Origin of the sequence: Lentzea alba, assembly GCF_047445655.1 — a bacterium.
Lineage (GTDB): Bacteria > Actinomycetota > Actinomycetes > Mycobacteriales > Pseudonocardiaceae > Lentzea > Lentzea alba_A.
The window spans coordinates 98,447-125,041 of record NZ_JAJAEG010000019.1 but is presented as its reverse complement, the minus strand read 5'-3'; the positions used below and the strand labels follow the sequence as shown (position 1 = coordinate 125,041).

Annotated in this window: 37 protein-coding genes; 24 read left to right on the top strand and 13 right to left on the bottom strand. The window is 67.8% G+C overall.

Annotated features, from left to right (window positions below; all coding sequences use genetic code 11):
• Window position 1 precedes the first annotated feature (1 nt).
• The 11 genes from LFM09_RS29835 to LFM09_RS29785 all read left to right on the top strand — a co-directional run bounded on the left by LFM09_RS29835 (window position 2) and on the right by LFM09_RS29785 (window position 9,449).
• The gene (locus LFM09_RS29835; RefSeq protein ID WP_414099903.1) at window positions 2-823 is read left to right on the top strand and encodes a hypothetical protein; all 822 of its coding nucleotides are present in this window, start codon (window positions 2-4) and stop codon (window positions 821-823) included.
• A gap of 27 nt (window positions 824-850) precedes the next feature.
• The gene (locus LFM09_RS29830) at window positions 851-1,450 is read left to right on the top strand and encodes a hypothetical protein (protein WP_414099902.1); all 600 of its coding nucleotides are present in this window, start codon (window positions 851-853) and stop codon (window positions 1,448-1,450) included.
• 62 nt (window positions 1,451-1,512) lie between these two features.
• The gene (locus LFM09_RS29825; RefSeq protein ID WP_414099901.1) at window positions 1,513-1,740 is read left to right on the top strand and encodes a hypothetical protein; all 228 of its coding nucleotides are present in this window, start codon (window positions 1,513-1,515) and stop codon (window positions 1,738-1,740) included.
• Between the two features lie 33 nt (window positions 1,741-1,773).
• The gene (locus LFM09_RS29820; RefSeq protein ID WP_414099900.1) at window positions 1,774-2,334 is read left to right on the top strand and encodes a general stress protein; all 561 of its coding nucleotides are present in this window, start codon (window positions 1,774-1,776) and stop codon (window positions 2,332-2,334) included.
• 169 nt (window positions 2,335-2,503) lie between these two features.
• Window positions 2,504-3,757, top strand: coding sequence for an ABC transporter substrate-binding protein (locus LFM09_RS29815; protein ID WP_414099899.1), 1,254 nt, complete (start codon window positions 2,504-2,506; stop codon window positions 3,755-3,757).
• A gap of 23 nt (window positions 3,758-3,780) precedes the next feature.
• Complete coding sequence (locus LFM09_RS29810; protein WP_414099979.1) at window positions 3,781-4,710, top strand: carbohydrate ABC transporter permease; 930 nt, start codon at window positions 3,781-3,783, stop codon at window positions 4,708-4,710.
• Complete coding sequence (locus LFM09_RS29805; RefSeq protein WP_414099898.1) at window positions 4,710-5,555, top strand: carbohydrate ABC transporter permease; 846 nt, start codon at window positions 4,710-4,712, stop codon at window positions 5,553-5,555. Before LFM09_RS29810 ends, LFM09_RS29805 begins: the two co-directional genes overlap by 1 nt.
• A 7-nt stretch (window positions 5,556-5,562) precedes the next feature.
• Window positions 5,563-6,747 (top strand): ABC transporter ATP-binding protein, encoded by a 1,185-nt coding sequence (locus LFM09_RS29800; protein ID WP_414099897.1) that lies wholly within the window; start codon window positions 5,563-5,565, stop codon window positions 6,745-6,747.
• Window positions 6,748-7,019: 272 nt separating this feature from the next.
• On the top strand, window positions 7,020-7,907 hold the full coding sequence (locus LFM09_RS29795) for an SDR family NAD(P)-dependent oxidoreductase (protein ID WP_414099896.1): 888 nt from the start codon (window positions 7,020-7,022) through the stop codon (window positions 7,905-7,907).
• A gap of 46 nt (window positions 7,908-7,953) precedes the next feature.
• A complete protein-coding gene (locus LFM09_RS29790; protein WP_414099895.1) occupies window positions 7,954-8,550 on the top strand; it encodes a type IV toxin-antitoxin system AbiEi family antitoxin domain-containing protein in 597 nt (198 codons plus the stop codon).
• Window positions 8,547-9,449: a nucleotidyl transferase AbiEii/AbiGii toxin family protein gene (locus tag LFM09_RS29785; protein WP_414099894.1), complete on the top strand. Its 903-nt coding sequence runs from the start codon at window positions 8,547-8,549 to the stop codon at window positions 9,447-9,449. The genes LFM09_RS29790 and LFM09_RS29785 overlap by 4 nt, the downstream gene beginning before the upstream one ends.
• On the opposite strand, the gene LFM09_RS29780 is transcribed toward LFM09_RS29785, so the two are convergent.
• The gene (locus tag LFM09_RS29780) at window positions 9,446-9,622 is read right to left on the bottom strand and encodes a DUF397 domain-containing protein (protein WP_414099893.1); all 177 of its coding nucleotides are present in this window, start codon (window positions 9,620-9,622) and stop codon (window positions 9,446-9,448) included. The genes LFM09_RS29785 and LFM09_RS29780 overlap by 4 nt on opposite strands.
• 49 nt (window positions 9,623-9,671) lie before the next feature.
• Window positions 9,672-9,890, bottom strand: a complete 219-nt coding sequence (locus tag LFM09_RS29775; RefSeq protein WP_414099892.1) for a helix-turn-helix domain-containing protein — start codon at window positions 9,888-9,890, stop codon at window positions 9,672-9,674.
• A 75-nt stretch (window positions 9,891-9,965) separates the two neighbouring features.
• Between LFM09_RS29775 and LFM09_RS29770 the strand changes: the two genes are divergently transcribed.
• Window positions 9,966-10,925, top strand: coding sequence for a hypothetical protein (locus LFM09_RS29770; RefSeq protein WP_414099891.1), 960 nt, complete (start codon window positions 9,966-9,968; stop codon window positions 10,923-10,925).
• On the opposite strand, the gene LFM09_RS29765 is transcribed toward LFM09_RS29770, so the two are convergent.
• On the bottom strand, window positions 10,922-11,422 hold the full coding sequence (locus LFM09_RS29765; RefSeq protein WP_414099890.1) for an SRPBCC domain-containing protein: 501 nt from the start codon (window positions 11,420-11,422) through the stop codon (window positions 10,922-10,924). The genes LFM09_RS29770 and LFM09_RS29765 overlap by 4 nt on opposite strands.
• A complete protein-coding gene (locus LFM09_RS29760; protein ID WP_414099889.1) occupies window positions 11,419-11,721 on the bottom strand; it encodes an ArsR/SmtB family transcription factor in 303 nt (100 codons plus the stop codon). The genes LFM09_RS29765 and LFM09_RS29760 overlap by 4 nt, the downstream gene beginning before the upstream one ends.
• 120 nt (window positions 11,722-11,841) lie before the next feature.
• On the opposite strand from LFM09_RS29760, the gene LFM09_RS29755 reads away from it, so the two are divergent.
• Together LFM09_RS29755 and LFM09_RS29750 are read left to right on the top strand one after the other, a co-directional pair.
• Window positions 11,842-12,834 carry a hypothetical protein gene (locus LFM09_RS29755; RefSeq protein WP_414099888.1) on the top strand — a complete coding sequence of 331 codons (993 nt, stop codon included), beginning with the start codon at window positions 11,842-11,844 and terminating at the stop codon, window positions 12,832-12,834.
• 45 nt (window positions 12,835-12,879) lie between these two features.
• The gene (locus LFM09_RS29750; protein ID WP_414099887.1) at window positions 12,880-13,464 is read left to right on the top strand and encodes a hypothetical protein; all 585 of its coding nucleotides are present in this window, start codon (window positions 12,880-12,882) and stop codon (window positions 13,462-13,464) included.
• Window positions 13,465-13,520: 56 nt separating this feature from the next.
• On the opposite strand, the gene LFM09_RS29745 is transcribed toward LFM09_RS29750, so the two are convergent.
• Genes LFM09_RS29745 through LFM09_RS29730 form a run of 4 tightly spaced genes read right to left on the bottom strand, consistent with a single transcriptional unit; the run spans window position 13,521 to window position 16,238 of the window.
• On the bottom strand, window positions 13,521-14,120 hold the full coding sequence (locus LFM09_RS29745) for a hypothetical protein (protein ID WP_414099886.1): 600 nt from the start codon (window positions 14,118-14,120) through the stop codon (window positions 13,521-13,523).
• 11 nt (window positions 14,121-14,131) lie between these two features.
• Complete coding sequence (locus LFM09_RS29740) at window positions 14,132-14,674, bottom strand: hypothetical protein (protein WP_414099885.1); 543 nt, start codon at window positions 14,672-14,674, stop codon at window positions 14,132-14,134.
• Between the two features lie 45 nt (window positions 14,675-14,719).
• A complete protein-coding gene (locus tag LFM09_RS29735) occupies window positions 14,720-15,580 on the bottom strand; it encodes a chromosome partitioning protein ParB (RefSeq protein WP_414099884.1) in 861 nt (286 codons plus the stop codon).
• Window positions 15,570-16,238, bottom strand: coding sequence for a metallophosphoesterase family protein (locus LFM09_RS29730; RefSeq protein ID WP_414099978.1), 669 nt, complete (start codon window positions 16,236-16,238; stop codon window positions 15,570-15,572). Before LFM09_RS29730 ends, LFM09_RS29735 begins: the two co-directional genes overlap by 11 nt.
• 64 nt (window positions 16,239-16,302) lie before the next feature.
• On the opposite strand from LFM09_RS29730, the gene LFM09_RS29725 reads away from it, so the two are divergent.
• Complete coding sequence (locus tag LFM09_RS29725) at window positions 16,303-17,379, top strand: DUF2332 domain-containing protein (protein WP_414099883.1); 1,077 nt, start codon at window positions 16,303-16,305, stop codon at window positions 17,377-17,379.
• On the opposite strand, the gene LFM09_RS29720 is transcribed toward LFM09_RS29725, so the two are convergent.
• Both LFM09_RS29720 and corA read right to left on the bottom strand, forming a co-directional pair.
• The gene (locus LFM09_RS29720; RefSeq protein ID WP_414099882.1) at window positions 17,363-17,740 is read right to left on the bottom strand and encodes a hypothetical protein; all 378 of its coding nucleotides are present in this window, start codon (window positions 17,738-17,740) and stop codon (window positions 17,363-17,365) included. The genes LFM09_RS29725 and LFM09_RS29720 overlap by 17 nt on opposite strands.
• Before the next feature lie 140 nt (window positions 17,741-17,880).
• Complete coding sequence (gene corA / locus LFM09_RS29715) at window positions 17,881-18,951, bottom strand: magnesium/cobalt transporter CorA (protein ID WP_414099881.1); 1,071 nt, start codon at window positions 18,949-18,951, stop codon at window positions 17,881-17,883.
• A 289-nt stretch (window positions 18,952-19,240) separates the two neighbouring features.
• On the opposite strand from corA, the gene LFM09_RS29710 reads away from it, so the two are divergent.
• Together LFM09_RS29710 and LFM09_RS29705 are read left to right on the top strand one after the other, a co-directional pair.
• Window positions 19,241-19,744, top strand: a complete 504-nt coding sequence (locus tag LFM09_RS29710; protein ID WP_090099673.1) for a MaoC family dehydratase — start codon at window positions 19,241-19,243, stop codon at window positions 19,742-19,744.
• 1 nt (window position 19,745) lies between these two features.
• On the top strand, window positions 19,746-20,741 hold the full coding sequence (locus tag LFM09_RS29705) for a DUF2332 domain-containing protein (RefSeq protein ID WP_414099880.1): 996 nt from the start codon (window positions 19,746-19,748) through the stop codon (window positions 20,739-20,741).
• A gap of 28 nt (window positions 20,742-20,769) precedes the next feature.
• On the opposite strand, the gene LFM09_RS29700 is transcribed toward LFM09_RS29705, so the two are convergent.
• Window positions 20,770-21,183, bottom strand: a complete 414-nt coding sequence (locus LFM09_RS29700) for an NUDIX hydrolase (RefSeq protein WP_414099879.1) — start codon at window positions 21,181-21,183, stop codon at window positions 20,770-20,772.
• 81 nt (window positions 21,184-21,264) lie between these two features.
• Between LFM09_RS29700 and LFM09_RS29695 the strand changes: the two genes are divergently transcribed.
• The 4 genes from LFM09_RS29695 to LFM09_RS29680 all read left to right on the top strand — a co-directional run bounded on the left by LFM09_RS29695 (window position 21,265) and on the right by LFM09_RS29680 (window position 23,622).
• Window positions 21,265-21,483: a hypothetical protein gene (locus tag LFM09_RS29695; RefSeq protein WP_414099878.1), complete on the top strand. Its 219-nt coding sequence runs from the start codon at window positions 21,265-21,267 to the stop codon at window positions 21,481-21,483.
• Between the two features lie 64 nt (window positions 21,484-21,547).
• Window positions 21,548-22,108, top strand: a complete 561-nt coding sequence (locus LFM09_RS29690; RefSeq protein WP_414099877.1) for a PH domain-containing protein — start codon at window positions 21,548-21,550, stop codon at window positions 22,106-22,108.
• A 36-nt stretch (window positions 22,109-22,144) separates the two neighbouring features.
• Window positions 22,145-23,002 (top strand): PHP domain-containing protein, encoded by an 858-nt coding sequence (locus tag LFM09_RS29685; protein WP_414099876.1) that lies wholly within the window; start codon window positions 22,145-22,147, stop codon window positions 23,000-23,002.
• An 8-nt stretch (window positions 23,003-23,010) separates the two neighbouring features.
• Window positions 23,011-23,622: a MarC family protein gene (locus LFM09_RS29680; RefSeq protein WP_414099875.1), complete on the top strand. Its 612-nt coding sequence runs from the start codon at window positions 23,011-23,013 to the stop codon at window positions 23,620-23,622.
• Here the strand turns inward: LFM09_RS29680 and LFM09_RS29675 are convergent.
• A complete protein-coding gene (locus tag LFM09_RS29675; RefSeq protein WP_414099874.1) occupies window positions 23,619-23,921 on the bottom strand; it encodes an ArsC/Spx/MgsR family protein in 303 nt (100 codons plus the stop codon). The two genes, LFM09_RS29680 and LFM09_RS29675, sit on opposite strands and share 4 nt — an antisense overlap.
• Before the next feature lie 120 nt (window positions 23,922-24,041).
• Between LFM09_RS29675 and LFM09_RS29670 the strand changes: the two genes are divergently transcribed.
• The 3 genes from LFM09_RS29670 (at window position 24,042) to LFM09_RS29660 (ending at window position 25,609) form a co-directional block, all read left to right on the top strand.
• Window positions 24,042-24,878 carry a RecB family exonuclease gene (locus LFM09_RS29670; protein ID WP_414099873.1) on the top strand — a complete coding sequence of 279 codons (837 nt, stop codon included), beginning with the start codon at window positions 24,042-24,044 and terminating at the stop codon, window positions 24,876-24,878.
• Between the two features lie 22 nt (window positions 24,879-24,900).
• The gene (locus LFM09_RS29665) at window positions 24,901-25,212 is read left to right on the top strand and encodes a hypothetical protein (protein ID WP_414099872.1); all 312 of its coding nucleotides are present in this window, start codon (window positions 24,901-24,903) and stop codon (window positions 25,210-25,212) included.
• 100 nt (window positions 25,213-25,312) lie between these two features.
• Window positions 25,313-25,609, top strand: coding sequence for a hypothetical protein (locus LFM09_RS29660; RefSeq protein ID WP_414099871.1), 297 nt, complete (start codon window positions 25,313-25,315; stop codon window positions 25,607-25,609).
• Window positions 25,610-25,616: 7 nt separating this feature from the next.
• On the opposite strand, the gene LFM09_RS29655 is transcribed toward LFM09_RS29660, so the two are convergent.
• Entirely contained in the window at window positions 25,617-26,261 is a 645-nt protein-coding gene (locus tag LFM09_RS29655; RefSeq protein ID WP_414099870.1) for a response regulator, read from the bottom strand.
• Between the last annotated feature and the right edge of the window lie 334 nt (window positions 26,262-26,595).

Below are 26,595 nucleotides of genomic sequence, written 5' to 3'. Positions count from 1 at the left end.
TTTGAGCACGGACCTGACGCTTCCGAGACCTGTGTCGCCGCCGCACGTCGTCCGCCTTGAGCTGGACACGTTCTCCGTCGTCGACCGCCCCGCCCTGGCCAGCTGGTTCGGTCAGTTGTTCACCGACCTGCTGGCACCTCTCTGCCCCGCCTCGGTCGCCGAGCTCGTGTCGGTGGCCCGCGACTACCGGCCGTCCGATACAACGCCTTGGGGCCCACCGGGTTATGCCCGCCTGCTGCTCTCTTCGGGTGACTTCACCCTTCCGTCGTGGACCGCGGCCCTTTCGGACCTGCCTTCCTTCCTGCGCGTACAGCTCGTCCAGCTCGACTCCCAGGGCCTGCCCCTGGTCGACGGCGGCTGGTGCGCCGAGGTTCTGCTGAAGGACGACCCCGCGTTTCCGCACCAGATCGTCGTCACCGCCTCCCGCTCGTTGTTCGGCGGCTGGATTTCCCATGCGGTGCAACAGGATTGGCTGTCGATGTTTCGCTCGGGCGCGTCTTTGGTGCGCGCTTCGGGCGGCTGGATCACGTTGGACCGCGTCGGGGTGCGGACCGCGCACGAGGTGGCCGTCGGGGCGGGACTCGACGAATCCCTTTTCATGGCAGCGGAGTTGGCCCGCGGTCCGCACTGGGCCACGCTGCTCGGCCCACGTCAAGTCGCCGCATTGGGTGGCGTGCAACAGGTCTGCGCTTCCGCTCCGTGTCACTCGGTGTCGGACCTGGGTGGCGGGCGCCTGCTTTTGCAGCTGACAGAGCACCTGGACGAGGTACCGGCGGAGGCCCTGGAGGCGCTGACGGTGTTCTTGAAGCCCGTCCTGCACTGACCGATCATCGGTGGGACTCTGTGGTCCGTGAGGCCATCCCCCAAAACCGACGTGCTGGTAGCCGTGGACACCGCCCTGCGCCCGACCGGCTTCGTCCGCCGCGGCCACGTCTGGCTGCAGAACCGCGGCAACGGCGTCTCCGGCTGGCTCGGGTTCGGCATCGCCGGAGGGCTGGACCTGACGCCGCTGGTGGGCGTCTGCTTCCGCCAGTACGACGAGGTCTGCCGTGCTCTGGGCGTGGGGATTCCCGGCACACCTGTCGTGTCGGCGCCGCTCGGCTCGCTGATGGGGGAGAAGCCCGTCTGGCAGTGGACCTTCGAACCGGGCGGGGACCACGCGGCTGGGGCTTCGTCGCTGGTGGGGGCGTTCTTGAAGCACGGCAAGCCGTACCTCGACAAGTACGCCGAGTGGGACGCGCTCGCTCAGGAGCTCGTGGCCAAGCCCGAGTCGTTGCTGGACTTCGAGCGGGCGCGGAAGCTGGCGATCATCCACGTGCTGAACGGGAACGCCGGCGCGGCTGGTGAGGTGTTGAAGAAGGAGCGGGAGCGGGTGGCGGACAAGGTGGACGTGTACGCGCGGTCCTACCGGGCGTTCGCGCACCGGTTCGAACTGGCGTTTCCGGGCTGAGCTGCGTTCCGGCGCGCTATCGCGAACTTCAAGTTCAGCGCGCCCCCGACACGAGTTGTGAAGTGTGCTTCGAGCCGCTGGGGACGTCGTTCACCCTGTTCGACGGCCAGTCGATCTACCTGCGCAGGCCTGCTGACCGGCTCACCTCGATCGAGGTCGTCCACTGGCCCAACGGCGTGGCGGTCTGGGTTCCGCATCCCGGCGACGACTTCGCGATCGTCGACTCCGAGGGCAACGAGCTCGACCGGCTCCAGCCCGCGCAGGTATCGATCCCGGCAAAACACCCGTAGGCGTCTCAGCACGCCGCACCGGGCTTTGGCAGGATGGAACGATCAGCGCGTCCGACAGAGGTGGTCCCTGTGACGAGTCCGTTCGCCAACCCGAACCGGCCCGGCGTCCCGCCCCGCCTGCCCACGCCGCCGACGGGGTGGCCGATCGGCTCGTACGCCACGTACGAGGAAGCGCAGCGTGCGGTCGACTTCCTTGCCCTTGAAGACTTCCCGGTGCAGGACGTCACGATCGTCGGCGTCGACCTGATGCTGGTGGAGCGGGTCACGGGCAAGCTGAGCTGGGGCCGCGTCCTCATGACCGGTGCGGCGAGCGGTGCGTGGTTCGGTCTGTTCGTCGGCCTCCTGCTCACGTTGTTCAGCCCGGAGCCCGGCGTCACGATCGGGCCGGTGCTCACCGGTCTGATCACCGGTGTGTTCTTCGGGCTCGTGTTCGCGGCGGTCGGGTACGGGTCGGCGCGCGGTAAGCGGGACTTCCAGTCGGCGAGTCAGCTCGTCGCGGGTAGGTACGACGTGCTGTGCCACCCGAAGTCCGCTGAAAAGGGCCGTGACCTGCTCGCCAAGCTCGCGATGCGGCCCGTGAACCCCGGCAATTGAGACGCCAAGACATCTATTGGTTCTGAATCGTTGCTTCCTTTGGTTGCGGCTCCTGATCACCGGGCCTAGGTTCGGTTGACCGGTTCGCCCGGTGCGGCCGGTGGCACGACGAGGTGCCGGGCAGAAGACGGTCTGGCTCCTCCGTGTAGTCGGGAAGGAGGCAGGGCCGATGGGTGCGACACGGCGCTATCGACTCGCCGCCGGGTTGGGGACCGCATTGCTCGCGGCGTCCACGATCACGGCATGCGGGTCTGGCGACCAGGGCATCACCGTCAACGTCTACAAGTATCCGCAGGAGAACTTCCAGGCCATCGTCGACAGTTGCAACGCGAAGGCCGCTGGGCGCTACAACATCGTTTACAACAAGCTGCCGCGTGAAGCGGACGGTCAGCGCGAGCAGATGGTGCGCAGACTCGCCGCGGAAGACGACAGCATGGACGTGCTCGGGCTCGACGTCACGTGGACCGCCGAGCTGGCCAAGGCCGGCTGGATCAAGGAGTTCACGGGCTCGGTCAAGTCGCAGGTCGAGAGCGGCACGCTGAAGACGCCGCTCGACACGGCGACGTACGAGGGCAAGCTGTACGGCGCCCCGGACAACACGAACGTCCAACTTCTCTGGTATCGCTCTGATCTGGTGCCCACGCCGCCGAAGACGTGGGACGAGATGATCTCCATGGCCGAGGCGCTGGTGGCGGAGGGGAAGCCCGGCCAGATCGTGGGACAGGGCAAGCAGTACGAAGGGCTCGTCGTGCTGTACAACACCCTGGTCAACTCCAACGGCGGCACCATCCTCGACGAGAACGGCACCAAGGCCATCGTCGACGACAAAGCCGTGCAGGCGTTGGAGGCGTTGAAGAAGCTCGCCACGTCGAAGGCGATCGACCCGTCCTTCTCCAACGCGGCGGAGGACAACGCGCGCCTCGCCATGGAGGGCGGCAACGCGGCGTTCCAGCTCAACTGGCCGTACGTCTACGCGGCGGCGCAGAAGAAGCCGGATTTCGCGAAGAACTTCAAGTGGGCGCCATATCCCACTGTCAGCGGTGACGCCGCGAAGGTCACCGTTGGTGGCATCAACTACGCCGTCAGCAACTACACCACGCACGTGAACGAGTCTTTCGACGCGGTGTTGTGCTTGCGCAGTGCGGAAAGCCAGAAGCTCGCCGCGCTCAAGGACGGTGTGCCGCCGACCATCGAGGCCGTCTACGACGAGCCGGAGATGGCCGAGGCGTACCCGATGAGGGATGACATCAAGGAGACGCTCAAGAACGCGAGTGTGCGGCCGCGCACGCCCGCCTACCAGAACGTCTCGACGGTCATCTCCACGATCCTGTCGCCGCCCGCGAACATCGACCCGCAGGCGACGGCGGACAGACTGCGCAAGGAACTGCAGGACGCTCTCGACTCGAAGGGGGTGCTGCCGTGAGTCACGCGGCCACAGAAGACACTGTGCAGGCACCGGCGGCCAAACCCGTTGCCCCCAAGAAGAAAGTCGCGCTGAGCGAGGGCAAGAAGGCCGAACGCCGGCTGGGCTGGCTGCTCTGCGCGCCGGCCGCGATCACCATGATCGCGGTGACCGGCTGGCCGATCCTCTACTCGGTGCTGCTGTCGATGCAGCGGTTCGACCTGAAGTTCCCGGACCGCACCGAGTGGATCTGGTTCGACAACTACATCACCGTGCTCAGCAGTCCGTACTGGTGGAACGCGGTCTGGGTGACGGTGTTGCTCACCGTTGTCACGGTCGCGGTCGAACTGGTGCTGGGCATGTCGCTCGCGTTGATCATGCACCGCGCTCTGGTCGGTCGCGGCATCGTGCGGACGACGACGTTGATCCCGTACGGCATCGTCACGGTCGTGGCCGCGTTCTCCTGGCGCTTCGCCTGGACACCCGGTACCGGCTACCTCGCGGAGGCGCTCGGTGGTGAGCCGGTGCTCACGGAGAAGATCCCGGCGCTGCTGGTCGTTGGCCTGGCGGAGATCTGGAAGACCACGCCGTTCATGGCGCTGCTGTTGATGGCAGGGCTGGCGCTGGTACCGGACGACCTGCTCAAGGCCGCCGCGATGGACGGCGCGAGCGGGTGGCAGCGGTTCATCAAGATCACCGTGCCGATCATGAAGCCGGCGATCCTGGTGGCGTTGCTGTTCCGCACGCTCGACGCGTTCCGCATCTTCGACAACCTCTTCGTGCTCACCGCGGGCTCGCAGGGCACGTCGTCGGTGTCGATGCTGACCTACAACAACCTCATCAAGGGCTTGAACCTCGGCATCGGATCGACGATGTCGGTGCTGATCTTCATCATGGTGGCGATCATCGCGTTCGTGTTCATCAAGCTCTTCGGAACAGCTGCTCCCGGCAGCGACGACGGGGGGAAGCGCTGATGGCAGGCATCGGAGGAGCGGAGACCACCGGCAAGAAGTGGGGCTGGGGTCTGCTCAACGCGGTCGTCGTGATCTACGCGCTGTTCCCGGTGCTGTGGATCGTGTCGCTGTCGTTCAAGTCGTCGAAGACGTTGGCGGACGGCAACTTCATCCCGCGCGAGTGGAGTCTGGAGAACTACCAGAACATCTTCTCGACGTCGGAGTTCACGCGGGCGCTGATCAACTCCATCGGCATCGCGATCATCGCGACCGCGATCGCCGTGGTGTTCGGCACGATGGCCGCCTACGCCATCGCGCGGCTGGACTTCCCCGGCAAGAACCTGCTGGTCGGCGTCTCGCTGCTGATCGCGATGTTCCCGCAGGTCTCGCTGGTGTCCCCGTTGTTCGAGATCGAGCGCTCGCTCGGCCTGTTCGACACGTGGCCCGGCCTGATCCTGCCGTACATCACGTTCGCGCTGCCGCTCGCGATCTACACCCTGTCGGCGTTCTTCCGCGAGATCCCCTGGGAGCTCGAGAAGGCGGCGAAGATGGACGGTGCGACGCCGGGGCAGGCGTTCCGTCGCGTCATCGCGCCGCTGGCCGCGCCGGGTGTGTTCACGACGGCGATCCTGGTGTTCATCTTCTGCTGGAACGACTTCCTGTTCGCGATCTCGCTCACCTCGACCGAGCAGTCGCGGACCGTGCCGGTGGCGCTGTCGTTCTTCACCGGCAGCTCCCAGTTCGAGGACCCGGCGGGATCGATCGCGGCGGCCGCTGTCGTGATCACCATCCCGATCATCCTCTTCGTGTTGTTCTTCCAGCGCCGGATCGTCGCCGGCCTGACCTCCGGCGCCGTCAAGGGGTGAGTTGCTAATGGCAGAAATCGTTCTGGATCAGGTGACCAAGAGGTATCCCGACGGCGCGCTGGCCGTGCAGGCGGTCGACCTGGAGATCGCCGACGGCGAGTTCATCATCCTGGTCGGGCCGTCCGGTTGCGGGAAGTCCACCACCCTCAACATGATCGCGGGCCTCGAGGACATCACCGACGGCGAGCTGCGCATCGGCGGGCAGCGCGTCAACGAGAAGGCACCCAAGGACCGCGACATCGCGATGGTGTTCCAGTCCTACGCGCTCTACCCGCACATGACGGTGAAGGAGAACATGGCCTTCCCGTTGCGGCTGGCCAAGGTCGACAACGCGACGGTCGAACGGAAGGTGCAGGAGGCCGCCGACATCCTGGACCTCTCGCAGCACCTCGACCGCAAGCCGTCCAACCTGTCCGGTGGCCAGCGGCAGCGCGTGGCGATGGGGCGCGCGATCGTGCGCAGCCCCAAGGCGTTCCTCATGGACGAACCACTGTCCAACTTGGACGCCAAGCTGCGCGTGCAGATGCGCACCTCGGTGTCGCGCCTGCAGAAGCAGCTCGGCACGACCACGGTGTACGTGACGCACGACCAGACCGAGGCGATGACCCTCGGTGACCGGGTCGTCGTCATGCGCGGCGGGATCGTGCAGCAGATCGGCGCGCCGCAGTTCCTCTACGACAACCCGGCCAACCTCTTCGTCGCGGGCTTCATCGGCTCGCCGTCGATGAACTTCGTGCCGGCGTCGCTGGAGAACGGCTCGCTGCGGTCGGTCCTCGGCGACGTGACGCTGACGGACCGGGTGCGGCAGCTCGTGGAGGCCGCCGACGCGCCCCGCGAGGTGATCATGGGCATCCGCCCCGAGCACTTCGAGGACGCGGAGCTGGTCGACGCGGCGGCGTTGTCGTCGGGCGGCAAGTTCACCTCGCAGGTGGACGTGCTGGAGTCGATGGGCTCGGACAAGTACGCCTACTTCAACCTCACGGGCGAGCAGGCGGCGTCGGCGGAGCTGCAGGAGCTCGCGGCCGACGCGGGTTCCGACGACGTACCGGGTGACGGCATCTCGCTCGTCACGCGCCTGTCGTCGGCGTCGGGTGCCTCCGAGGGCTCCCCGGCGGACATCTGGTTCGACGCGGACAAGGTGCAGCTCTTCGACCCGTCCACCGGCAGGAACCTGACTTACACGGAACGCTGAATTCTCGTTTTTCGGGCCGCCTTCCCCGCACGGGGAAGGCGGCTCTTTTCGTCACTCGAACGGGTTAGGGCGAAAGTCCTGGGTTTCGAAGGGCTGATTAGTCCGGGGCATCTGCCGCGCCGAACTCGGTTCGCCATTGGGCGCTCGGCAGCTACTTCTCATCGAAACGTCTTCTTCACTGCTTCGGTTGGTCCGCACGCTTGTCGAAGGCGGGTACAGGACCACAGGGGGGTTCCGGGGAACCGCCGCCAAGTGATGAAAGAGAGCGTGCAATGGGGATCCTGGACGGTAAAGCGGTCGTCATCACGGGGGCGGGTCGCGGCCTGGGCGAGGCCTACGCGATGCACGCTGCCCTCGCGGGCGCATCGGTGGTGGTCAACGACAACGACGGGGACCTGGCGGAGCGGGTCGCGGAGCACATCCGCGGGTACGGCGGCCGAGCCGTCGCCTCGAACCACACGGTCGCCGACCCGAGCGAAGCAGCCAAGATCGTCGACCTGTGCGTCGACGAATTCGGTCGCGTCGACGGTCTGGTGAACAACGCGGGCCTGAACTACGAGACCGCACCGTGGGAAGACGATCCCGAGACGATCAAGCACGTCGTCGAGGTGAACCTCCTCGGCGTCATCTACGTCGGAATCGCGGCGATGCGGGCGATGCGCGGCTTTGGTGGCGGTTCCATCATCAACGTTTCGTCCGGCGCCTCCCTCGGTCAGCGCAAACTCGCGACCTATTCGGCGACCAAGGGCGCGGTGGCCTCGTTGAGCTACTCGTGGGCCCTGGACCTGGAGTCCGAAGGCATCCGCGTGAACTCCGTGTGCCCGGTCGCGCACACGCGGATGGTGTGGAAGTCCGAACGTTCCCTGCGCGCGATTCCGGCCGACCGCACGCCGGGCAAGGTGGCGCCGCTGGTGCTGTTCCTGCTCTCCGACCGCGCCGAGGGCATCACCGGGCAGGTCATCCGCTGCAACGGCCGCCAGCTCCACATCGTGGGGCAGCCGTACTTCAAGCAACCGATCCTGGAGAGCGACAACTGGGACACCGCTTCGGTGGAGCGGGCGTTCACGGGCGTGCTGCAGGCCCACCTCGAACCGTACGGGTTGGAGAAGAGGATGCCTCCCCGGCTCCGTGCGCTGGTGGAGCCTTCGCAGACCGCCTGATCGAGTGAAGCCGTGGACAAAAGTGTTGCCAGGTGTGCCGTAGGTGGTGACACTTTTGTCCATGGTCGGCGCTCTCGGGAACACGTTCACCACCGCTGAAGCTCTCGGCAGCGGCGTGCATCGCCGAGAGCTGTACAGCCTGCGCGATGACGGCTCGCTGATCGAGCTGTCTCGCGGTGTCTTCCGCTGGGCGGATGCCCCGGTGCCGACCTTCCCGGACCTGCTGGCGGTGTCGAGGCGCGTGCCGGTCGCGATCGTGTGCTGTGTGTCTGCAGCGGCGGTGTACGACCTGACCGATGAGATCCCGATCGCCGTCCAGTTCGCTGTGCCACGACAGCATCGGTCGCCGCGGATCGACCATCCGCCGACCGAGGTGTTCCGCTTCACGGCAGAGAGGTTCGAGCTGGGGCTGTCCTCCGTGGAGGCTGCCATAGGCGAGTTCGTGCGCATCTACAACAGGGAAAGAACAGTCGCAGATCTCATGCGGTTGAGGAACAGGCTGGGGGAGCCACTCGCGTTGGCGGCCTTGCGGCGATACCTGCACAGCCGGGACGCGCGACCACGCGACCTGCTGGCCGTGGCCCGCGAACTCAACATCCTTGGTCCCGTACGCACCGCGATGGACGCGGTGACGGCCGAGTGAAGCGACCGACGAAGGACTCTCCTGCCGGGCGTGCTTACCTGGACCTGCAGAACCGGGCCCGGCGGGACCGTCGGCCCACCGAAGAACTGCTCACGCTCTACGTGCTGGAGCGCTGGCTCGCCCGCCTCGCCGAGTCGACGCACGCAGGCAGGTTCGTTCTCAAAGGCGGTGTGCTGCTCGCGGTGTTCGACGCACGCCGGCCGACCGTCGACGCCGATCTGCTGGCGAGGAACCTGCCCAACGACGAGGCGTCCGTGGTCGCGCGCGTGGTCGAGGTCGCCGAACTCGCCATCGAACCCGATGATGGCGTCCGATTCCGGACCGGCACCACTGTCGCGCAGACCATCCGCGACGACGACCTCTATTCCGGCGTCAGGATCGGAATGGAGTGTGAACTGGCGACGGCGAAGGTGAAGCTCCGGCTCGATGTCAACTTCGGCGACCCGGTCACACCGGCACCTCGGACTCTTGAGCTGCCGTCGCAACGGCCAGGAGTGCCGAGCGTGCCGGTGCTCGGCTATCCGGTCGAAACGGTGCTGGCCGAGAAGTCGAGCACGGCGATCGCGCTCGGTGACACCAGCACGCGAGTACGCGACTACGTCGATCTCTACACCCTCACGGGGCGGCAAACGCTGTCCTATGAGGCGGTTCGTGCCGCGTTGAACGCGACGACCAGCCATCGAGGTGTCGAGCTTCTGCCCTTGTCCGAGGTGCTCCGGGAGTTCGTCTCACTGCGGGAGGCGGCTTATCACGCGTTCAAGCGGCGGCTTGGCGCGGATGGTGCGCACCTACCCGGCAGTTTCGGGGACGTCGTGGCCGCTGTGATCGAGTTCGTAGACCCGCTGGCGGCCGGAGATGCACGCGAGGCGTGGCACCCGGACGCCCGGAAGTGGGTCTAGCGCAGCGTCGAGAGGAAGCTCGTCAGGGCCTGCGGTTCGAACGTGAGGCGCGGCCCGGTGGGGTTCTTCGAGTCGCGGACGGCCGCGAGGTCCGGGGTGCGGGCGAGTTCGACGCAGTTGCCGCCGCCCTCGGCGCTGCGGGTGCTCTTGCGCCAGATCAGGTTCACTGCCACCTACCTCAACGCGTGAGCTGGGCGATGAACGCCAGCGATTCCTGCGGGTTCAAAGCCAGCTTGGCGCCTCGTGCAGGTCCAGGGCGCCGCGCACGACCAGTGGATGGGTGCGGCCCTGGCCGTCCTCGATCCGGTTGAGGGTGCTGGAGGACATGTCGAGGTCCGGACCTGCCTGGTGGATGCTCAGGCCGGCCTGCTTGCGCAGCTCCCGCAGGAGCTTGCAGAGCTGAGCCTGCGGATCGCCGGGATGCTGTACTCCATCCCGCAACGTTCTCAGTGGGACGGGACCGAACGGATTCTCATTCGACCACGGGTTCGGGTGAGCTGGTGCTAGCTTCCGCGCGTGGATTCACAGCTTCCTGACTACGTCGATGTCGACTTCGACGACGACGAACTCATGGACACGGCCGTGGCGCTGGTTTCCGGCGACCTCGACCGCGCACTCGGCCTCATCGCCGCCACCCGCGACCAGCCGCACCGCCGCGAGCTCGTGCTCGACGTGCTCGGCGGCGCGGGCAACGTCGTCCTGCCGCAGTTGCTCGACGCGGAAGAAGAGCAGCCGGGGAACGTGCACCTGTTGCTGCTGCTCGGAAGCGCCCAGTCCGTCGCGGGATGGCAGGAGCGCGGATCGGCCGGGGCGGACCAGACGGGCGCCGACCAGTGGGCCGGACTGCGGAAGTTCTCGGCACGAGCGCACCGCAACCTCCAGTTCGCCGCAGAACTCGACCCCGATGACTTCGCGCCGTGGGCGTTGATGATGTCGATGGCGGTCGCGATGCCCACGCACCGCCGTGAGGCCGCCGAGGTCTACGAGGAGGTCACGAAGCGGGTCCCCGACCTCTACGGCGCGGCGTTCCGGCGGCTGCACGCAGCCTGCCAGAAGTGGTATGGCAGCCACGACGAGATGTTCGGGTTCGCTCGCGGCACCGTCGAGGGCCTGCCGGACGGGCACCCGCTGCTGGCGTTGATCCCGGCCGCGCACATCGAGATGCACCTCTACCTGACCTGGAAGAGCAGCTTCGTGGTCCGGGTGTGGGAGGCGTTCACGCGGTCGCACCTGAAGAAGCAGCGCGCAGAGGTAGACGCGGCGTCCGACCGCCTGCTCGCGGGAACCGACGACCACCCGCGTTCCTTGCGAGCCCACCAGGTTTTCGCCATGTACTACTTCGATGTCGGCGCCGACGACCGGCTCGCCCGGCACCTCGCGCGCAGCGGAGAGCGGGCGTCGGGGTGGCCGTGGGGCTACCTCGGTGACCCTCAGGAGCAGCTTGAGCGGGCGCGCACGAGGGTTACCAGGGGCTAGCGCCAGGCCGGGTAGTTCGGTGCGACCTCGGCGTAGCGTTCCTGCCAGTTCGGCGGGTTCTCACCGTTGAGGTGTGCCTGCATACGGTCGAGGAAGGCATGCGTGCCGGGGACGAAGCCGAGAGCGTTGCGTTCGGACAGGCCGCGGTGGATGAACGTGAGCAGCGTGTTGTCGCCTTGTGCCGTGAGCTCGTAGCGGACCACGCTGTCTTCCACGATTCGTTGCTGCCACTCGTGTTCGAAGACCGCGCGGCCGTCCGTCGGCGGCTGCCAGGTCAGGATGCGGCCCGTGACGCGCTTGGCCTCCGGTGGGGCGGGCGGGTCTTCCGGCTCGATGACGATGTGGTCGTCCTCGATGTGCGTGGTGCCGAGCCAGGCCTTGCGTTGTGCGGGGTCGGTGATCGCGGCCCAGACGCGCTCGATCGGGAACGGCAGCCTGCGCTCGAACGTGAGGATCGCGTGGGTGTCGGTGAGGGTCACGGTGCCGAGGTCGTTCACTGGTTCTCCAGGTGCTTTTCGAGTGCGGCGAGGTGGTCGCGCCAGAAGCGGCGGTACGGGGTGATCCAGTCGTCGATGCGTTGCAGGCCATCGGGTTTGAGCGCGTAGATGCGGCGCTGGCCGTCGGGTCTCACCTCGACCAGGCCGACTTCCTTGAGCACGCGCAGGTGGCGGGACACGGCGGGCTGGGTGAGCGCCGGCAGGCTGTCGACCAGTTCGCCCGCGGTGTGGTCGCGTTCGGCGAGCAGGCTGATGAGGTGGCGGCGGGTGGGTTCGGCCACGGCTTCGAAGACGTCCACGGGCAGTAAGATAACCATAAGCGTATATAAGCACAAGCAAATATAAGCTACGAGGTCACGTTTTCGCACGTCACACGGACGGCGGCCGAAATTGTCGGACCCTCCTGTCACCATCGGGGCATGGCCGAGCGCAAACCCAGAGTCACCGACTGGCGACTCGTCGTGCAGTCCCGGTTGGACCGGGTCCGCGCGGATCTGGCTGCGCTCGGACCGTCGGATCCGGTCGATCCGGAGGGCGACGTGTGGCGCCGCACCGCCGAGGCTCAGGCCGCCGTGGTCGAGGCGATGCTGAACGCCCGCGAGCCGTGGTGGCGGATGGTGCCGTCGTGGTGGTCTGGCTGGCACATCGAACGGGCCTGGCGCGCCCTGCACGAGGCCGAGGTGGCGACGATCTCGGCGGAGCGCGGCTTCATGGGGCGGTTGCCGGGTCTGCAGGCGCGGGTGGCGCAGTACCTCGACGACGACGATCCACGCCGCCGCGCCCTGGAGGCGTTGCGGCCGGGGGAGTACACGCCCGCGGTCGAGCGCGCCATCGTCGTCGACGCGCTGCGGGCGGCCTACGACAACTCGGACTTCGCCCACGCCGGCTCGCGAGCCTTGCGCAACAAGCTGATCGCGGCCTCGCTGGTGCTGTTCGTGATCAACACCGTGCTGGGCGTCGTCGGCATCGTGAAGCCGGGGATCATCCCGCTCTGCGTCGACCCCAAGGAGAACGCGCTGCCGACGGTCTGCCCCGGCGGCACCTCGAAGGCTTCCGGCATCGACGTGTGGCTGGTGCAGGTGCTCGGTTCGTTCGGCGCGGTGCTGGCCGCGGTGGTCCTGCTCTTACGCCGCCGGCCATCGCTCTCGCCGTACGTGATGATCGGCTACCAGGCGCTGATCAAGATCATGCTCGGTGCGGCACTGGCGGTGGTCGGGATTCTGGCTCTTGGCGCGGGCGTCACCAGCGGGCTGATCGGCATCCCGTCGGCGGCCGCGTTGCTGCTGTGGGCCGTGATCTTCGGGTACGCGCAGCAGATCGGGACCCGGTTGCTCGACAAGTACACCGACGAGGTGCTGGACCAGGCCCGGCCGCTGCCCGACGCGGACAGCCCGCGCGTGGCGCCGCGTTAGCCCGTTCTCGCTTCCGACGCCCGGCGTTGGCCCATCATCGTGGGGATGGAGCTGACGGGGCGGGTCAAGGCGAGAGTGCGCACGTACTTCCCGGCGGAAGACGTCGAAGAAGCGCTGGCCGAGCTGGCCGGCGTGGAGACCGGCGGCCAGGACGTCGAACGCGTCCACGCCGCCGTCCTGCTGGCAGCGATGACGAGCCTCGAACGGCTGAAGGAGCTCGTCGCGCTCAGCCGGGTCGACTGGCGTGACGTGCTGGTGGCCGGCGGTCTCGCCGACGGCGACTGGCGTGGTCGGCTGGAGCGCGGGCTCGGTTCCGTGGGAGCGCCTCCCGGATCGGTGTCGGAGCGGGTCGCCACCCGCGTGCGCAGGGACTTCCCGAAGCACGCGGACGAGGCGCTGCAGGAGCTGGCCACCACGTACGGCAGCCGCGGCCCCGGCGGTGAACGGATCCAGGCCGCGGTGGTCCTGGCTGCGAAGGGCGACCTCAGGCGGCTCAAGTCGGCTGTCCGCGGGAGCCATCGCGATTACCGGGACACGCTCATGGGCGCCGGCGAGGCGCATGCGCACGACGACTGGCCCGAGGTGCTGCGGCGGGAGTTCCCCGAGCCGCAGAAGGGCAGGCGGAGGTGAGGTCAGACAGCACGGGTGGTGCCTCGGTGAGTGTCACCGAGGCACCACCCCGAGGGTCACTGGGCGGGCACCGAGGCGGCGCTGCTGGTGAAGATCTGCTCCACGGTCAGCCCGTCCGGTGACGGCGCCTGGTTCTTCAGGGGAACGCGTCCCTCTGCCCGCAGGTCCTCGGCCAGACCGGGATCACGCGGGGTCGTGAAGGAGCCGCCGTCGACACCGACGACGCACATGCCGACGGAGGCGCACCCGTAGACCGGGCCGTCCGGGCCGTCGTACCAGTGCTGCAGGTAGAAGACGTACCGGCCCTTCGGCAGGCTCGCCGCCACGTCGGACAGCGCGGTCTCCGGTGAGCGGGAGAACTCCACGACCGCCTGGGAGACACCGGCCCTGCTGGCCTTCTCGGCCTTGATCGCGACGTTCGACGTGCGGTGGACGGGCTTGCCCGGGTCGGTGTACTCCTTGCCCTCGGTCACGCCGCCGATGGTGCCCAGCACCACAAGCTGGGACTGCGAGGCCAGGTCCTCGACGGTGTCCGGTTCTTCCGGCATCGAGCCGTGAACGGTATGCGCGTCCCAGAAATCGGCAGAGGCCGCGGGTGTGGACGAACATCCGGTGAGCGCCAGCGCGGCGGCGCCCACCAACAACAGGGTGCGCATCGGAATCCTCATCAGTAGGCGCCGTTGATGTGGTTCTTGTCGTGCGTGGAGTAGTAGTTGTGGTCCGGGTTTCCACGCATGCACGAACGGTTCGGCGTGGAGTACGAGCTGTTCTTGCCGGACGCGTGGCCGAGGCCCACCGTGTGGCCGATCTCGTGGCAGCCGACGGACTTGTAGTTGCTGTGCGGCTTGCGGTTGTTGATCACGAGCTCGTGCTGGTCGCACTTGGCGGTGTTGACGCGCTTGATGCACGAGGCCCACGCGTAGGCGTTCCTGAGGTCCGCTGGTGGGTTCCAGGTCGAGTACACCCACACGTCGACCTTGTTGTTGTAGCTGGCGTTCACGCTCGTCGTCATGTCCGTCGGCGCGAGCGAGTTCTTGCGCGCCCAGTCGACGCCGCTCTTGTGAGCCGTGCTGAGGTCGTCGTCGAAGTAGAAGCTGTGTGCCGAGTTGTCCGCGTGCGGGCTGAAGCTGTTGGCGGAGGCGGTGAACGGTGCCGCCACCAGCAGGCCCAGCGCGGAGGCCAGCACCGCGAGGATGCGCAGTTTGCCCATGTCCAGCACGATGTCAACGGTCGCTGACAAAACGGTGACACGGCTCTAGTCGCGGCGCCTGTGCGAGCGGGTCTCCGAGCGCACCGCCTCGATCACATCGGCGTCCCACCGGTGCGTGCGGATCAGCCGGTACCGCTCAGCCGCCACCCACATGTAGGCCTCGGTCTCGGTCCGATCCCCGATCATGTCCGCCTGCCGCAGCATCGCCACGACCGGCTTGTACTCGTCGGAGTACCAGCGCCGCGCCACCTCGGCGCGGTCCAGGAAGGAGCAGGAGTCCTGCGAGAGCCGAAACCCCCAGGCCTCGATGTGCTCACCGAGCTCGGCGTAGTCCCACGGGTCGGACAGCACGACGGCGGCGCGGGCCTCGCCGCTCAAAGGCACGCGTTCCAAAAAGAGCCTTCGGTAGTCCTTCACGATCAGGTCGCCGCGGTACCGGATGCCGGCCGAGTTCACGCGGGTGATCACCTGGGTCACGTAGGCGTCGATCACCGACAGGCCGAGGGCGTGCGCGACGGAGACGCGGTGGTGGCCGTCGACGATGAAGTGCAGTTCTCCGACGCGGTAGACGTCGATCGGCGGCACGCTTTCGCCTCGGCGTGCGGCCAGGGCCAGGCGTTGCCAGCGTTCGCGGACTCGGCCGGAGGTCGGGCGGAAGCGGCGGTCGAAGTCGCGGGTGCGGTCCACGCTGCCGACGATCGAGTCCAGGCGGATGGACTGCAGGCCCAGGCGCTTTTCGGAGACCATGCCCAGGGCGTCCACGACCTCGTGGAACGGCAGCATGATGTTCACGTCGTCGGGTTCGCGGCGCAGCCAGGCGGCCAGGCGCGACATCACCTGGCGGCGGCGGGCCCGCAGGAAGTCGTTCTCGGCGTCGGCCACGGGAAAGCCGGTGTCATGTCTCATCGCGAACCCCCGGGATGTCCAGCACCTTGTACGGAACCACGTTGATCACGCGGGTCGAGCCCAACGCGCGGTCTGGCCTGACGACCCCGTGCGGATGGATGTGGCCGTGCAGCATGAACGAAGGCTGCAGCCGCGAGACCAGGCCACGAAGACACGCGAAGCCGCGGTGTGGTGCGTCCGGTTCGTCGCCGCACCCCAGCGCAGGTGAGTGGGTCAGCAGCACGTCCACGCCACGTCCGTCCCGCAGCCTGCGCCACCCGGCCAGCCGGGACACCCGGCGGGCTCGGCGGGCCTGCTGCCGTTCCGTCCACTGGTTCGGGCCCTTGTTGTAGCGGATCGAACCACCGAGGCCGGCTATGCGCAGGCCGGCGACGTCGACCACGCGTTCGTCCGCGTTCACCGCACCGGTTGGTCCTGGCCAGCGCACCGGGACGCCCGCCTTGGTCCACAGACCGCGGACGTTCGAGTAGCCGGAGAGGTCCACGTCGTGGTTGCCGGGGACGAACACCAGCGGTTTGTCGAGGGCGTTGGCCAGGTGTTCCAGGTAGTCGAACGGCAGGTCGCCGGCCGCGACGATCAGGTCCACGTCGTGCGCGTGCACCTGATCAGTCCACAGCTGTTCGACGATCTCATCCGCCACCGCGAGCACCCGCACCATTCCAGCAGCGTAATAAGGCTTCTCCCAGATGACGCGGGACAGCGCTGCCACTAGCGTCAACGCTGTGCTTGTCGAGCTGTTCGCCGCGGCCGCCCACGGATGCCGCGACCGCAGTCCGCTGACCCAACGACTCCTCAACGACGCCGCCGAAGACCTCAGACGAGGGGGCGTCACCGCCAGGATCACGGCGGGCTCCGAACGCGACCGGGAGGGCACGGTGCCCGGCCTGCGGTTCGCGGGCGCCGTGCACCGGCTCGTGCTCGAAGGCCGGGCGCCGGGCCTGGCGAAGCACTACCCGTCCGTCGGGGGCCAGCCGGACCTGCCGCGGTTGTGGGAGGACGCGCTGCCCGCCCTCAACGAGCACGCGGACCGGCTCAGGCAACGCATGCTGGACACGGTCGTGCAGACCAACGAACCCGGCCGCAGCGCGCCCCTCTACGGCGGCCTGATGGTCGCCGCGCAGGAGGCAGCGAAGGCAGCCGGGCGACAGGTTCCGTTCTGCGTGCGGCTGCTGGAGGTCGGCGCGAGCGGCGGGCTCAACCTGCGCCCGCACCACGTCGGCTACCGGCTCGACGACACCGTGCTCGGCGACCCGGACAGCCTGCTGACCCTCGACCCGGAGTGGACCGGCAGGCCGCCCGCCGATCTGAGCCACCGGCTGCGCGTGGTCGGCAGGGCCGGCTGCGACCTCAACCCGGTCGACGTGTCCACAAAGGACGGACGGCTGCACCTGAGCTCGTTCGTCTGGGCGGACCAGCTGGACCGGTGGAACCGGCTGCGGGACGCGCTCGACCTGGCGGCGACGGACCCGGTGAAGGTCGAGCGGTCGGCCGGCCCGGAGTGGCTCGCGAAACAGCTCGCCCGTGTCGAACGCGACGTGCTCACCGTCGTGTGGCATTCGGTGGTGTGGCAGTACGTCTCGCCCGCCGACCGCGCGATGGGACGGGCCGTGCTGGCCGACGCCGCGGCGAAGGCGACGCCCACGACACCGTTGGCACTGCTGGTGTTCGAGCCGCGCCGGGAGATCGACTACAAGTTCGCGCTGATGCTCAAGCTCTGGCCGGCCGGGATCTCGTTGTCCCTCGGCGTGGGTGAGGGGCACGGCATCCCCTTCACCTGGAACGTCACCCCTTGGGAGTGACGACCGCGTTCACCACGTACCGGCCGTCCTGCACCTCGACGGGCAGCCGGAACTCCGAACGGGTGCCGTCGCGCGTGAACTCGACGACGACGGCACCATCGCGGTAGACACCGCGCTCCACCCGTGCGTTCTCCAGGCTCTCGACGGTCGACTTCGCGACGTCCTCGCCGCCGACCGCCAGCAACGGCTGCAGCTTGTGGAAGTCGTGCGCGCGCAACGCGTTCGTCACTTCCGCCGCGAGCTCGTCCGGCGACTCCCGGCCCGTGTCGGGCCAGGCCGCGATGAAGACGGTCACCATCAGCAACCAGCCCACGGCGAAGACCGTGATCCAGAACCGCAGGTTGGTCAGCTGGCGACGCACGTCAGGGCGTTCCACTGATCAGCACGAACACGGTGGTGATCCAGCAGAGCAGGAACGCGAGGATCCAGAAGCGGATGTTGGTCAGCAATCTGGTCATGACAAAACCCTTCTACACGAACAAAAGCGAGCGAAATCGGGAATTACAGCCAGCGATTTCGGCGCAGTATTCGGTAGAGCGTGAGGCAGGCGATGAGGACCAGGCTCATCACCAGGGGATAGCCGAACTTCCACTTCAGCTCGGGCATGTAGTCGAAGTTCATGCCGTAGACACCGACGACCATGGTGGGCACGGAGATGATCGCGACCCACGAGGTGATCTTGCGCATGTCGGTGTTCTGCTGCAGCGTGATCTTCGCGAGCGTCGCGTCGACCAGCGTGGTCAGCAGCTCGTCGAACGCCGTGACGCGCTCGGACACCTCGGTGAGGTGGTCGTCGACGTCGCGGAAGAAGGCCCGCACCTGCTCGGGGATGAGCGGCGTGTAGCCCTCCGCCAAGCGGCGCAACGGGTTCGCGAGCGGCATGACCGCGCGGCGCAGCTCCACGACCTCGCGCTTGAACATGTAGATCTGCTCCGCGCTCACCTCGCTGCGCGGCGCGAAGACCCGCTCCTCCATGCGGTCGATGTCGTCCTCGATGTGGTCGGTGACCTCGAGGTAGTTGTCGACCACCTGGTCCGCGATCGCGTGCAGCACCGCAGCGGGGCCGATCTCCAGCCGCTCCGCGTCCTCCTCCAGCACGTGCCGCAGCTTGGAGAGCCCGGAGTGGTTGCCGTGCCGCACGGTGATGACGAAGTCCTTGCCGAGGAACACCATGATCTCGCCGGACTCGACGATCTCGTTGGCGGTGTCGGGGGACTCGTTGGTCACGTAGCGGACGGTCTTGAAGACCATGAAGAGCGTGTTGTCGTACCGCTCGAGCTTCGGGCGCTGGTGCGCGTGCACCGCGTCCTCCACCGCGAGCTCGTGCAGTCCGAACGTGTCCGCGATGCCCTGGATCTGCTCGGAGTCCGGCTCGTGCAGGCCGATCCAGACGAAGCCGTCCTTGCGCTTGCGCACTTCCTTGACGGCGTCGACGTGCGTCCAGCGGCCGGGCAAGCGCTTGCCGTCGATGTAGACCGCGCAGTCGACCACGTAGTGGGACAACGGCACGGAGATGTGCGGCGTCGGGCGCTGCTGGGCGCCGCGTCCGCGGATCGAGGGCAGGCTGGGCATGGTGAGTTCCTCCAGGGCCACACGTCGTTCAGGTGCGCGAAAAGCACGACGGGCGTCCCTACCGGGGGAAACTCGAGCGGTCTAGAACGATCTAGCCGGCCACCACGGTGAGGACGCGCTTGGTACTGGCAGGGTGGGGGTCCTTGCTCATTTAGGGGTCCTCACCTCCTCGGGGCGAAGGGCACTGGTGGTGGAAATCCTCACACACCGGTTGCCGAGGGTACTCCCTCCGCGTAAAGACTGTCTCCCCACCTGAGACAGATCTCGATCACACGTAGTTGGAGGCGCGGTGCAGTTCGGTCGGTACTACGAGGAGTTCGAGGTCGGAGCGGTCTACAAGCACTGGCCGGGCAAAACGGTCACGGAGTACGACGACCACCTGTTCTGCCTGCTCACGATGAATCACCACCCGCTCCACATGGACGTGAACTACGCGGAGAACACGACGGACTTCGGCAAGAACGTCGTCGTCGGCAACTACATCTACTCGTTGCTGCTGGGCATGTCCGTGCCCGACGTCTCCGGCAAGGCGATCGCCAACCTGGAGATCGAGTCGCTGCGGCACGTGAAGCCGACGTTCCACGGTGACACGATCTACGGTGAGACCGAGGTGCTCGACAAGACGCCGTCCAAGTCGAAGGACGACAGGGGCGTTGTCTACGTGGAGACTCGCGGCTACAAGCAGGACGGCACGGTCGTGTGCATCTTCAGGCGCAAGGTCATGGTGCCGAAGCAGTCCTACGGTGAGGCTCGCGGTGGCGAGCAGCCGGGGCGCCCTGAACCCAAGGAGTGAAGTGACTTCTCTGGATCTGGCACAACGACGTCTGCGCGAGTTCGCCGCGGTGGCGGCGGGCATCTCGCCGCTCTACGAGCACCTCGCGTCGCGTGCCGCCGATGATCCGGAGATCGCCGATCTGCTGACCGCCGCCAGCGAGGAGAACGCCACGGGCGAGCTCCTGCTGGCGGCGGCACATCGGCTCGTGCAGGCCGAACCGTTCCACCAGCTCTCGAACTACTACCCGTCGCTCGGCGGGACCTACGGCGCGGACGAGAGCACCTGGCCGCTCTTCCGCGACTTCCTGCTGGAGCGCGCCGAACGCGTGCGCAAGCTCATCAGCACACACGTGATCCAGACCAACGAGGTGCGCCGGGCAGCGCTTCTGTACCCGGCGGTGGTCGCGGCGGCAAAGCAGGCGGGCGGGCCGATCGGGCTCGTGGAGGCAGCGACGACCGCGGGCCTGCTGCTCGGGCTCGACCAGTACTCGTACCGCTACCAGACCCAGGAGGCCGGCCAGCTCGTCGCCGGGCCCGCCAAGGCCGCGCTGGGCCTGCACTGCGCGCTGGAGCTCGCGCCCGGTGCCGCGCTGCCGAAGCTGCCCAAGACGGTCAAGGTGGCCGCGAAGGCGGGCATCGGGGTGGCACCCGCCGACCTGACGGATGAGGACGCGTACGCCTGGTTGGAGGCGTGTGTGTGGGCCGACCAACCGGAACGGCTGCGTCTGTTCGGTGTGGCGTGCGGTGTGCTGCGCAAGAACCCGCCACGCCTTGTCACCGGCGACCCGGCCGCCGACCTCGCGAAGGCCGCCGACCCGATCGACGCGCCACTCGTGGTGATGACGAGCGGGTCCGGGCTCGACCTCGTGCCCGCTTTGTCAGCTTTGGGTCGTCCTGCCTGGTGGGCGGCGCACGAGGACGGTGAGCTGCGCCTCATCCGGGTCGGTGACGCGGGCGTGGAGAGGACCACTCTGGCCACCACCGAGGCCCACGGGCAACGTCTCGTTTGGCGTTGAGCGGTGTCCTCGATCGCGTGAACCCTGATCAGGCCTTGGGCAGGCAGTTCCAGTCGGAAAGCGCTTGCAGGAGGCCGTCTGTGGTCGGAAGTGTGGTCAAGGTCGCACTGTCAACCCAAGCGACATCCGATGCGTCGTCGCCCGCTTGGAGCACACCCGACGTGACCTGGCATTCGTAGTCGAAGATCAAGAAAACCCCGTTCGGGGCGGGCCGCTCGACGCTGCCGACGAGGCGGCCAACGGTGACGGAGAGTCCCGTTTCCTCGAAGACTTCCCTAGTCACGGCAGCCTCGTCCGTCTCATTTGGCTCCACGCGCCCGCCTGGTATCGACCACATGCCCTCACCAGGCGGATTGGCGCGTCGCACGAGCAGGAGTCGCCCGTTCGAGTCATGCACGATGGCTCCGACACAACGGATCGTGCGCTCACTGCTGGCCGTCACGAACACGAAGCGTAGTCACCCCGGAACGGCGGTGCAGTCCACTACCCCGGCTGCGGTACAAATCTCCCAAGGCGCTGAATCGTGCTGTACAACGGTCACGAACGGCGCCAAACGGGTGCGGACGCGGACGGGGTGGACACCGTGAACTTGAAGAAGATCCTCACTTTCGCCGGCATCGCCTTGCTGCTGTTCTTCCTCATCGCGGAGCCCCAGCAGGCCGCACAGCTGGTCCAGAACATCCTCAACTCGCTGCGAACTGCGGCTGAGGCCCTGATCACCTTCGTGCGACAATTGTTCTAGTCCTCCCAGCTTCTGGGAGTACGGGGACAGGGCACTGGCTGGTACCAGGAAGGGCTGGTAGCGCATGTTCGCACCACGTGATCCGGACGACTACCTGCTGTCGAGCGAGCGTCGGGTCATCCGGGTGCGCAGGCACTGGTCCTACCTGATCTGGGACGTCCTGGAGGCGGCTGCACTGCTGGCCGGCTTCATGATGATCTCGTACCTGCTCCCGTCCAACGCAGGCGTGATTCAAAACGTGCTGTGGTACGGGGCGCTGCTGGTGCTGCTGCGGCTGGCCTACTTCATCATCGAGTGGTGGGTCGAGCGGATCGTCGTCACCGACAAGAGGTTCATGCTGACTTCGGGCGTCTTCGAGACCAAGGTCGCGATGATGCCCATCAGCAAGGTCACCGACCTCACCTATGAGCGCACCGTGGGCGGACGCATGTTCGGCTACGGCACGCTGATCGTGGAGTCGGCCGGTCAGATCCAGGCGCTGAACCGCCTGGAGTTCCTGCCGGACCCCGAAGAGGTGTACGACGCCATCTCGGAGCTCACCTTCGGAGACAAGAAGGCACAGGCCGAGCGGTTCTCGATGATCAAGGCGCAGCGGGCCGCGCGCGGGAAGAAGATGGTCCCGTAGCCAGGCCTCACAGGGACGTCGTCCACACTGGACGACGTGGTCATCGATCTGCACACCCATTCGTCCGAGTCCGACGGCACCGACAGCCCAGCCGAACTGGTGAAGGCGGCGGCGCGAGCAGGACTCGACGCGGTGGCGATCACCGACCACGACACCGCGGCCGGTTGGGCCGAGGCGGCTGCCGCATTGCCTCCTGGCCTGCGGTTGGTGCGTGGCGCCGAGCTGTCGTGCTCCTCGCCTGACGGCTACGGCCACACCATCACCGTTCATCTGCTGGCGTACCTCTACGACCCGACGCACGCCATGTTGATGAAGGAGCAGTCGCGCCTGCGTGAGGAGCGGCGGCACCGGCTGCAGAAGATGGCCGAGATGATGCAGGCCGACGGCTTCCCGATCGACCCGGTCGACCTGATGTCCCGGCTGCCGTTCGACGCGCCGGCCGGACGCCCGCACCTCGCGCAGGCGTTGATCCGCGCCGGCGTGGTGGCGTCCGTCGACGAGGCGTTCGCGACGTTCCTGACCGGCGGGCAGTACTACGTGGGGCGCACGGACACGCCGGTCGAGCGCGCGATCGAGATGATCACCGAGGCGGGCGGCGTCACCGTGCTGGCGCATCCGTTCGCCCGGTCCCGCGGACCGGTCGTGGCGCCGGCGGTCGTGCGGTCGTTGGCTGAGGTCGGCCTGGCCGGGGTCGAGGTGGACCACCCGGACCACGATCTGGAGACGCGGCGGTCGTTGCGCCTGCTCGCCGATGAGCTCGGGCTGATCGTCACCGGGTCGAGTGACTACCACGGCACGAACAAGACGGTGCGGCTCGGCGCGGAGACGACGGCGCCGGAGATGCTGGATGCTCTGGCCGAGCGGGCGACCGGCGGCAAGATCCTCGTGGGGTAGGTGGCTCAGTGTTCAACGTGCGGCTGTTCATCGAGGCTTCGATCACGCTGCTGGTGATCATGGACCCGCCGGGAACCGTGCCGGTGTTCCTGGGGTTGGTCGGTCGCAAGTCGCGCGACGCCCGCAAGCGTGCCGCTCGGCAGGGCGTGCTGGTGTCGTTCCTGGTGATCACGCTGTTCGCGGTCGCCGGCAACTCGATCCTGGCGTACATGCACATCGGCATCCCCGCGCTGCAGGGCGCGGGCGGGTTGCTGCTGTTGCTGATCGCGCTGGACCTGCTGACGGGCAAGGGGGCTACTAATCACCCCGAGGTCGAGGACGTGAACATCGCGCTGGTGCCGCTCGGGACACCGCTGCTGGCCGGGCCCGGTGCCATCGCCGCGACGATCGTGTTCGTGCGTCAAGCGGACGGCGCTTGGGGTTCTTACTTCGCGCTGGCTGCGGCGATCGTGGCCGTGCACCTCGTGCTGCTGGGGACGCTGCGGTCCGCCGGTCTGCTGATCAAGGTGTTCAAGGAGAGCGGGATCCTGCTGATGGCCAAGATCGCCGGTCTGCTGCTGGCCGCGATCGCCGTGCAGCTGGTTGCGTCTTCGGTGCAGGGCTTCATCGCCGGCACTTAACGCTCGATGTGCGCGCTGTCCCCGTCGATGATGATCGGGCGTTCGATCAGGCTGGGGTTGGCGACCATGTGCGCGATCCACTTGGCGCGGTCGTGCTCCAGGAGCTCGGGGTAGGCAGGCTCCTTGGTGCGCGCGATCTCCCACGGCTCCTTGTTCAGGAGCTTGAGGACGTGGTCGAGCTCTTCTGCCGATGGCGCGTCGTCGAGATAGCGGCGTTCGGTGTACTCGATGCCCCCGTCGTCGAGGCGTTGCTTGGCGGCGCGGCTCTTGGAGCAGCGCGGGTTGTGCCAGATCTCCATGTCTGGAATGTAGCGAGTTCGCGTCGGTCGGCCGGGCGACCGACTTCCAGGCGAACTCGCCGCCATCTGCGGAGCAGGGGCAATCGAACACTGTCAGGGGTACTGAGTAGCTTTGGCCGGGTGGACCAACTCGGCTTCGACTTCGGTGTCCAGCCTCGGCGTCTGGTGCGCGTCACGCCGGCGAAGCTCGCGACGTGGACGGACTGCCCGCGTCGCTACCGGATGACGTACCTGGACCGTCCTTCACCGCCGCGGGGAGGGGCGTGGGCGCACAACACCCTGGGCGCTGTCGTGCACAACGCGCTGAAGGCCCTCTTCGATCTGCCGATCGATCGCCGCACGCCTGATCAAGCTGTGGCGCTGGTGAACCGGCAGTGGAAGTCCGAGGGGTTCCGCGATGTCGACCAGGCCGCGGAGTACCGGGCGCGTGCGGGTGGCTGGGTGCACGACTACGTGGCTTCGCTGGACGTCGCTTTCGAGCCGCTCGGGGTGGAGCGGTGGGTGTCGTCGCCGACCGATCGGATCGTGGCCGAGGGGCGGGTCGACCGCATCGACTACCGCGACGGCGAGCTGGTGATCGTCGACTACAAGACCGGGCGGCACGTCCTGACCTCCGACGACGCGCGGGGTTCGCAGGCGCTGGCCCTGTACGCGCTGGCGGCGCGGCGGACGTTGCGCAAGCCCTGTCGCCGGGTGGAGCTGCACCACCTGCCGTCCGGGTCGGTGGCGGTGTGGGAGCACACCGAGGAGTCGCTGGGGCGGCACGTCCGGCGGGCCGAGGAGGCCGCCGACGAGATCGACCTGGCCTCGGAGACGTTGAAGGCCGGCGGGGATCAGGAGATCTTGTTCCCGCCGGTCACCGGGCGGCAGTGCCAGTGGTGCGACTTCCGGCGGAGCTGTCCGGAGGGCCAGGCGGCGGCGCCTTCGCTGGAGCCTTGGGCGTTGCTGGCGCCGTAGGTGTGGCTGGGCGCTCGTGGGTGTGGCTGGGCGCGCGTGGGTGCGGCCGGGCGCGCGTGGGTGCGGCCGGGCGCGCGTGGGTGCGGCCGGGCGCGCGTGGGTTGGCGGGGCGCTGGTGGGCGTGGCTGGTGCCGTGGGCGTGCCGGAGTCGTGGGTTGTGGCTGGTGTTGCGGATGGCGTGGGTGTGGCTGGAGTCGTCGGCGTGCCGGAGTCGTGCGCGTGGTCGGTGCCGTGCGTGTTGCTGGCGCCGAAGGTGTTGGCGGGTGCCCTAGCGCTCGTGGTGTGGCTGGTGGCGTTGGCGTTGCCGGGCGCTCGTGGGCGTTGCTGCCCGTAGGTGTTGTTGGTGTGGCTGGAGCGGTGAGACGGCACTGCCTGTGGGTTGCTGACCCTCGGCCCGTGGAGACCGGTCGCCCCGTAGGGTGGCGGGAGTGGAAGTGGAAGCAGCAAAGCGGCCGTCGCGGACCTACGGAATCCTGCGCGCCGTGAGCGGTGTGCTCGCGGTGGGCATGGTGCTGCTCGCTCTGGGGAACATCGGCGTCCAGTTCTACGCGAACTCGCGCGACCTGCCCGGTCCCGGCGGTCTGTCGGTGGTCTCGCACGTCGTCGCGGCGCTGCTGGTCGTCGCCGGGCAGATCGTGGCGGACCGGTACGCGGACTGGAAGGCACCGGTGGCGTCGCTGGGGGTGCTGGTCGTGACCGGGGCGACGCTCTGGACCTTCTGGTGGGCCTAGCCGGCGCTTAAGCGGTCGCGGCGTCGCTGTGGATGAGGCCGTTGCGCAGCGCCGCCATCAGTGCCTGCGCCCGGTTCGAAGCGCCGAGCTTCTCGTAGAGGCGTGACACGTACGTCTTGGCCGTCGAGGGGCTGACGTACAGGGTGCGCGCGATCGCCGGGATGGACACGCCGTCCTGCAGCAACGCCAGCACTTCACGTTCGCGCGGGCTCAACGCCATCCGCGCGGTCGTCGACTGGCGCCGTGCCATCGCGTTGGCCAGCCCGGTCGCGGTGAACGAGGACGCCGCCACGGCCGCGTGCCGGATGGCGCACAGGATCTCCTCGACGGGCGCTGTCTTGCCGACGAACGCCGACGCACCGGTCTCCAGCGCGCGGAACAGCACGTCGTCCTCGCCGTGCGCGGTCAGCACGACGATGCCGAGCGAGGGGTAGCGGTCCCGCAGCTCGCGGGCCAGGCGCAGGCCGTCGCCGTCGGGCAGGCCCACGGCCACGGTCACGACGTCCGGCTGAGCTGCGGCGATGACGCCTGCGGACTCTGCAGCGGTGCTCGCCTCCGCGACGATCTGCAGATCGGAGTGCGCGGCTGCGAGCGTCTTCAGACCGAAGCGGGTGAGCGTGTGTCCGTCGACGATGACCACTCTGATCGCCATGAGCTGACCCCCTCTCTGTTGAAGGTTCAACCCGCATGTCGTTCTGAACGTCTCAGATGGTTACACCGAAGGGACTAATAGAGCATTTGGTCCCGTGCGGCCAGGGACCGTGCGCGAGCGGCCAGGCGTGAGCCGCTGATGGGGCGGTCGGGCGGGCGTGTCGTGCCCGGGTGCGGGCCTGGCGAGGTCGCCGCAGGATCGCAGGACGACCCGGACCGTCAGAAGCACGGGGAACGCCCCAGACGTGGGCGGTCGGATACGAGCGACCCCGGCCAGGGACCAGCAGGCGTGGGCAGCAGCACGACCCCGGCGCGCCCCGCCGGGGTCGTGTCAC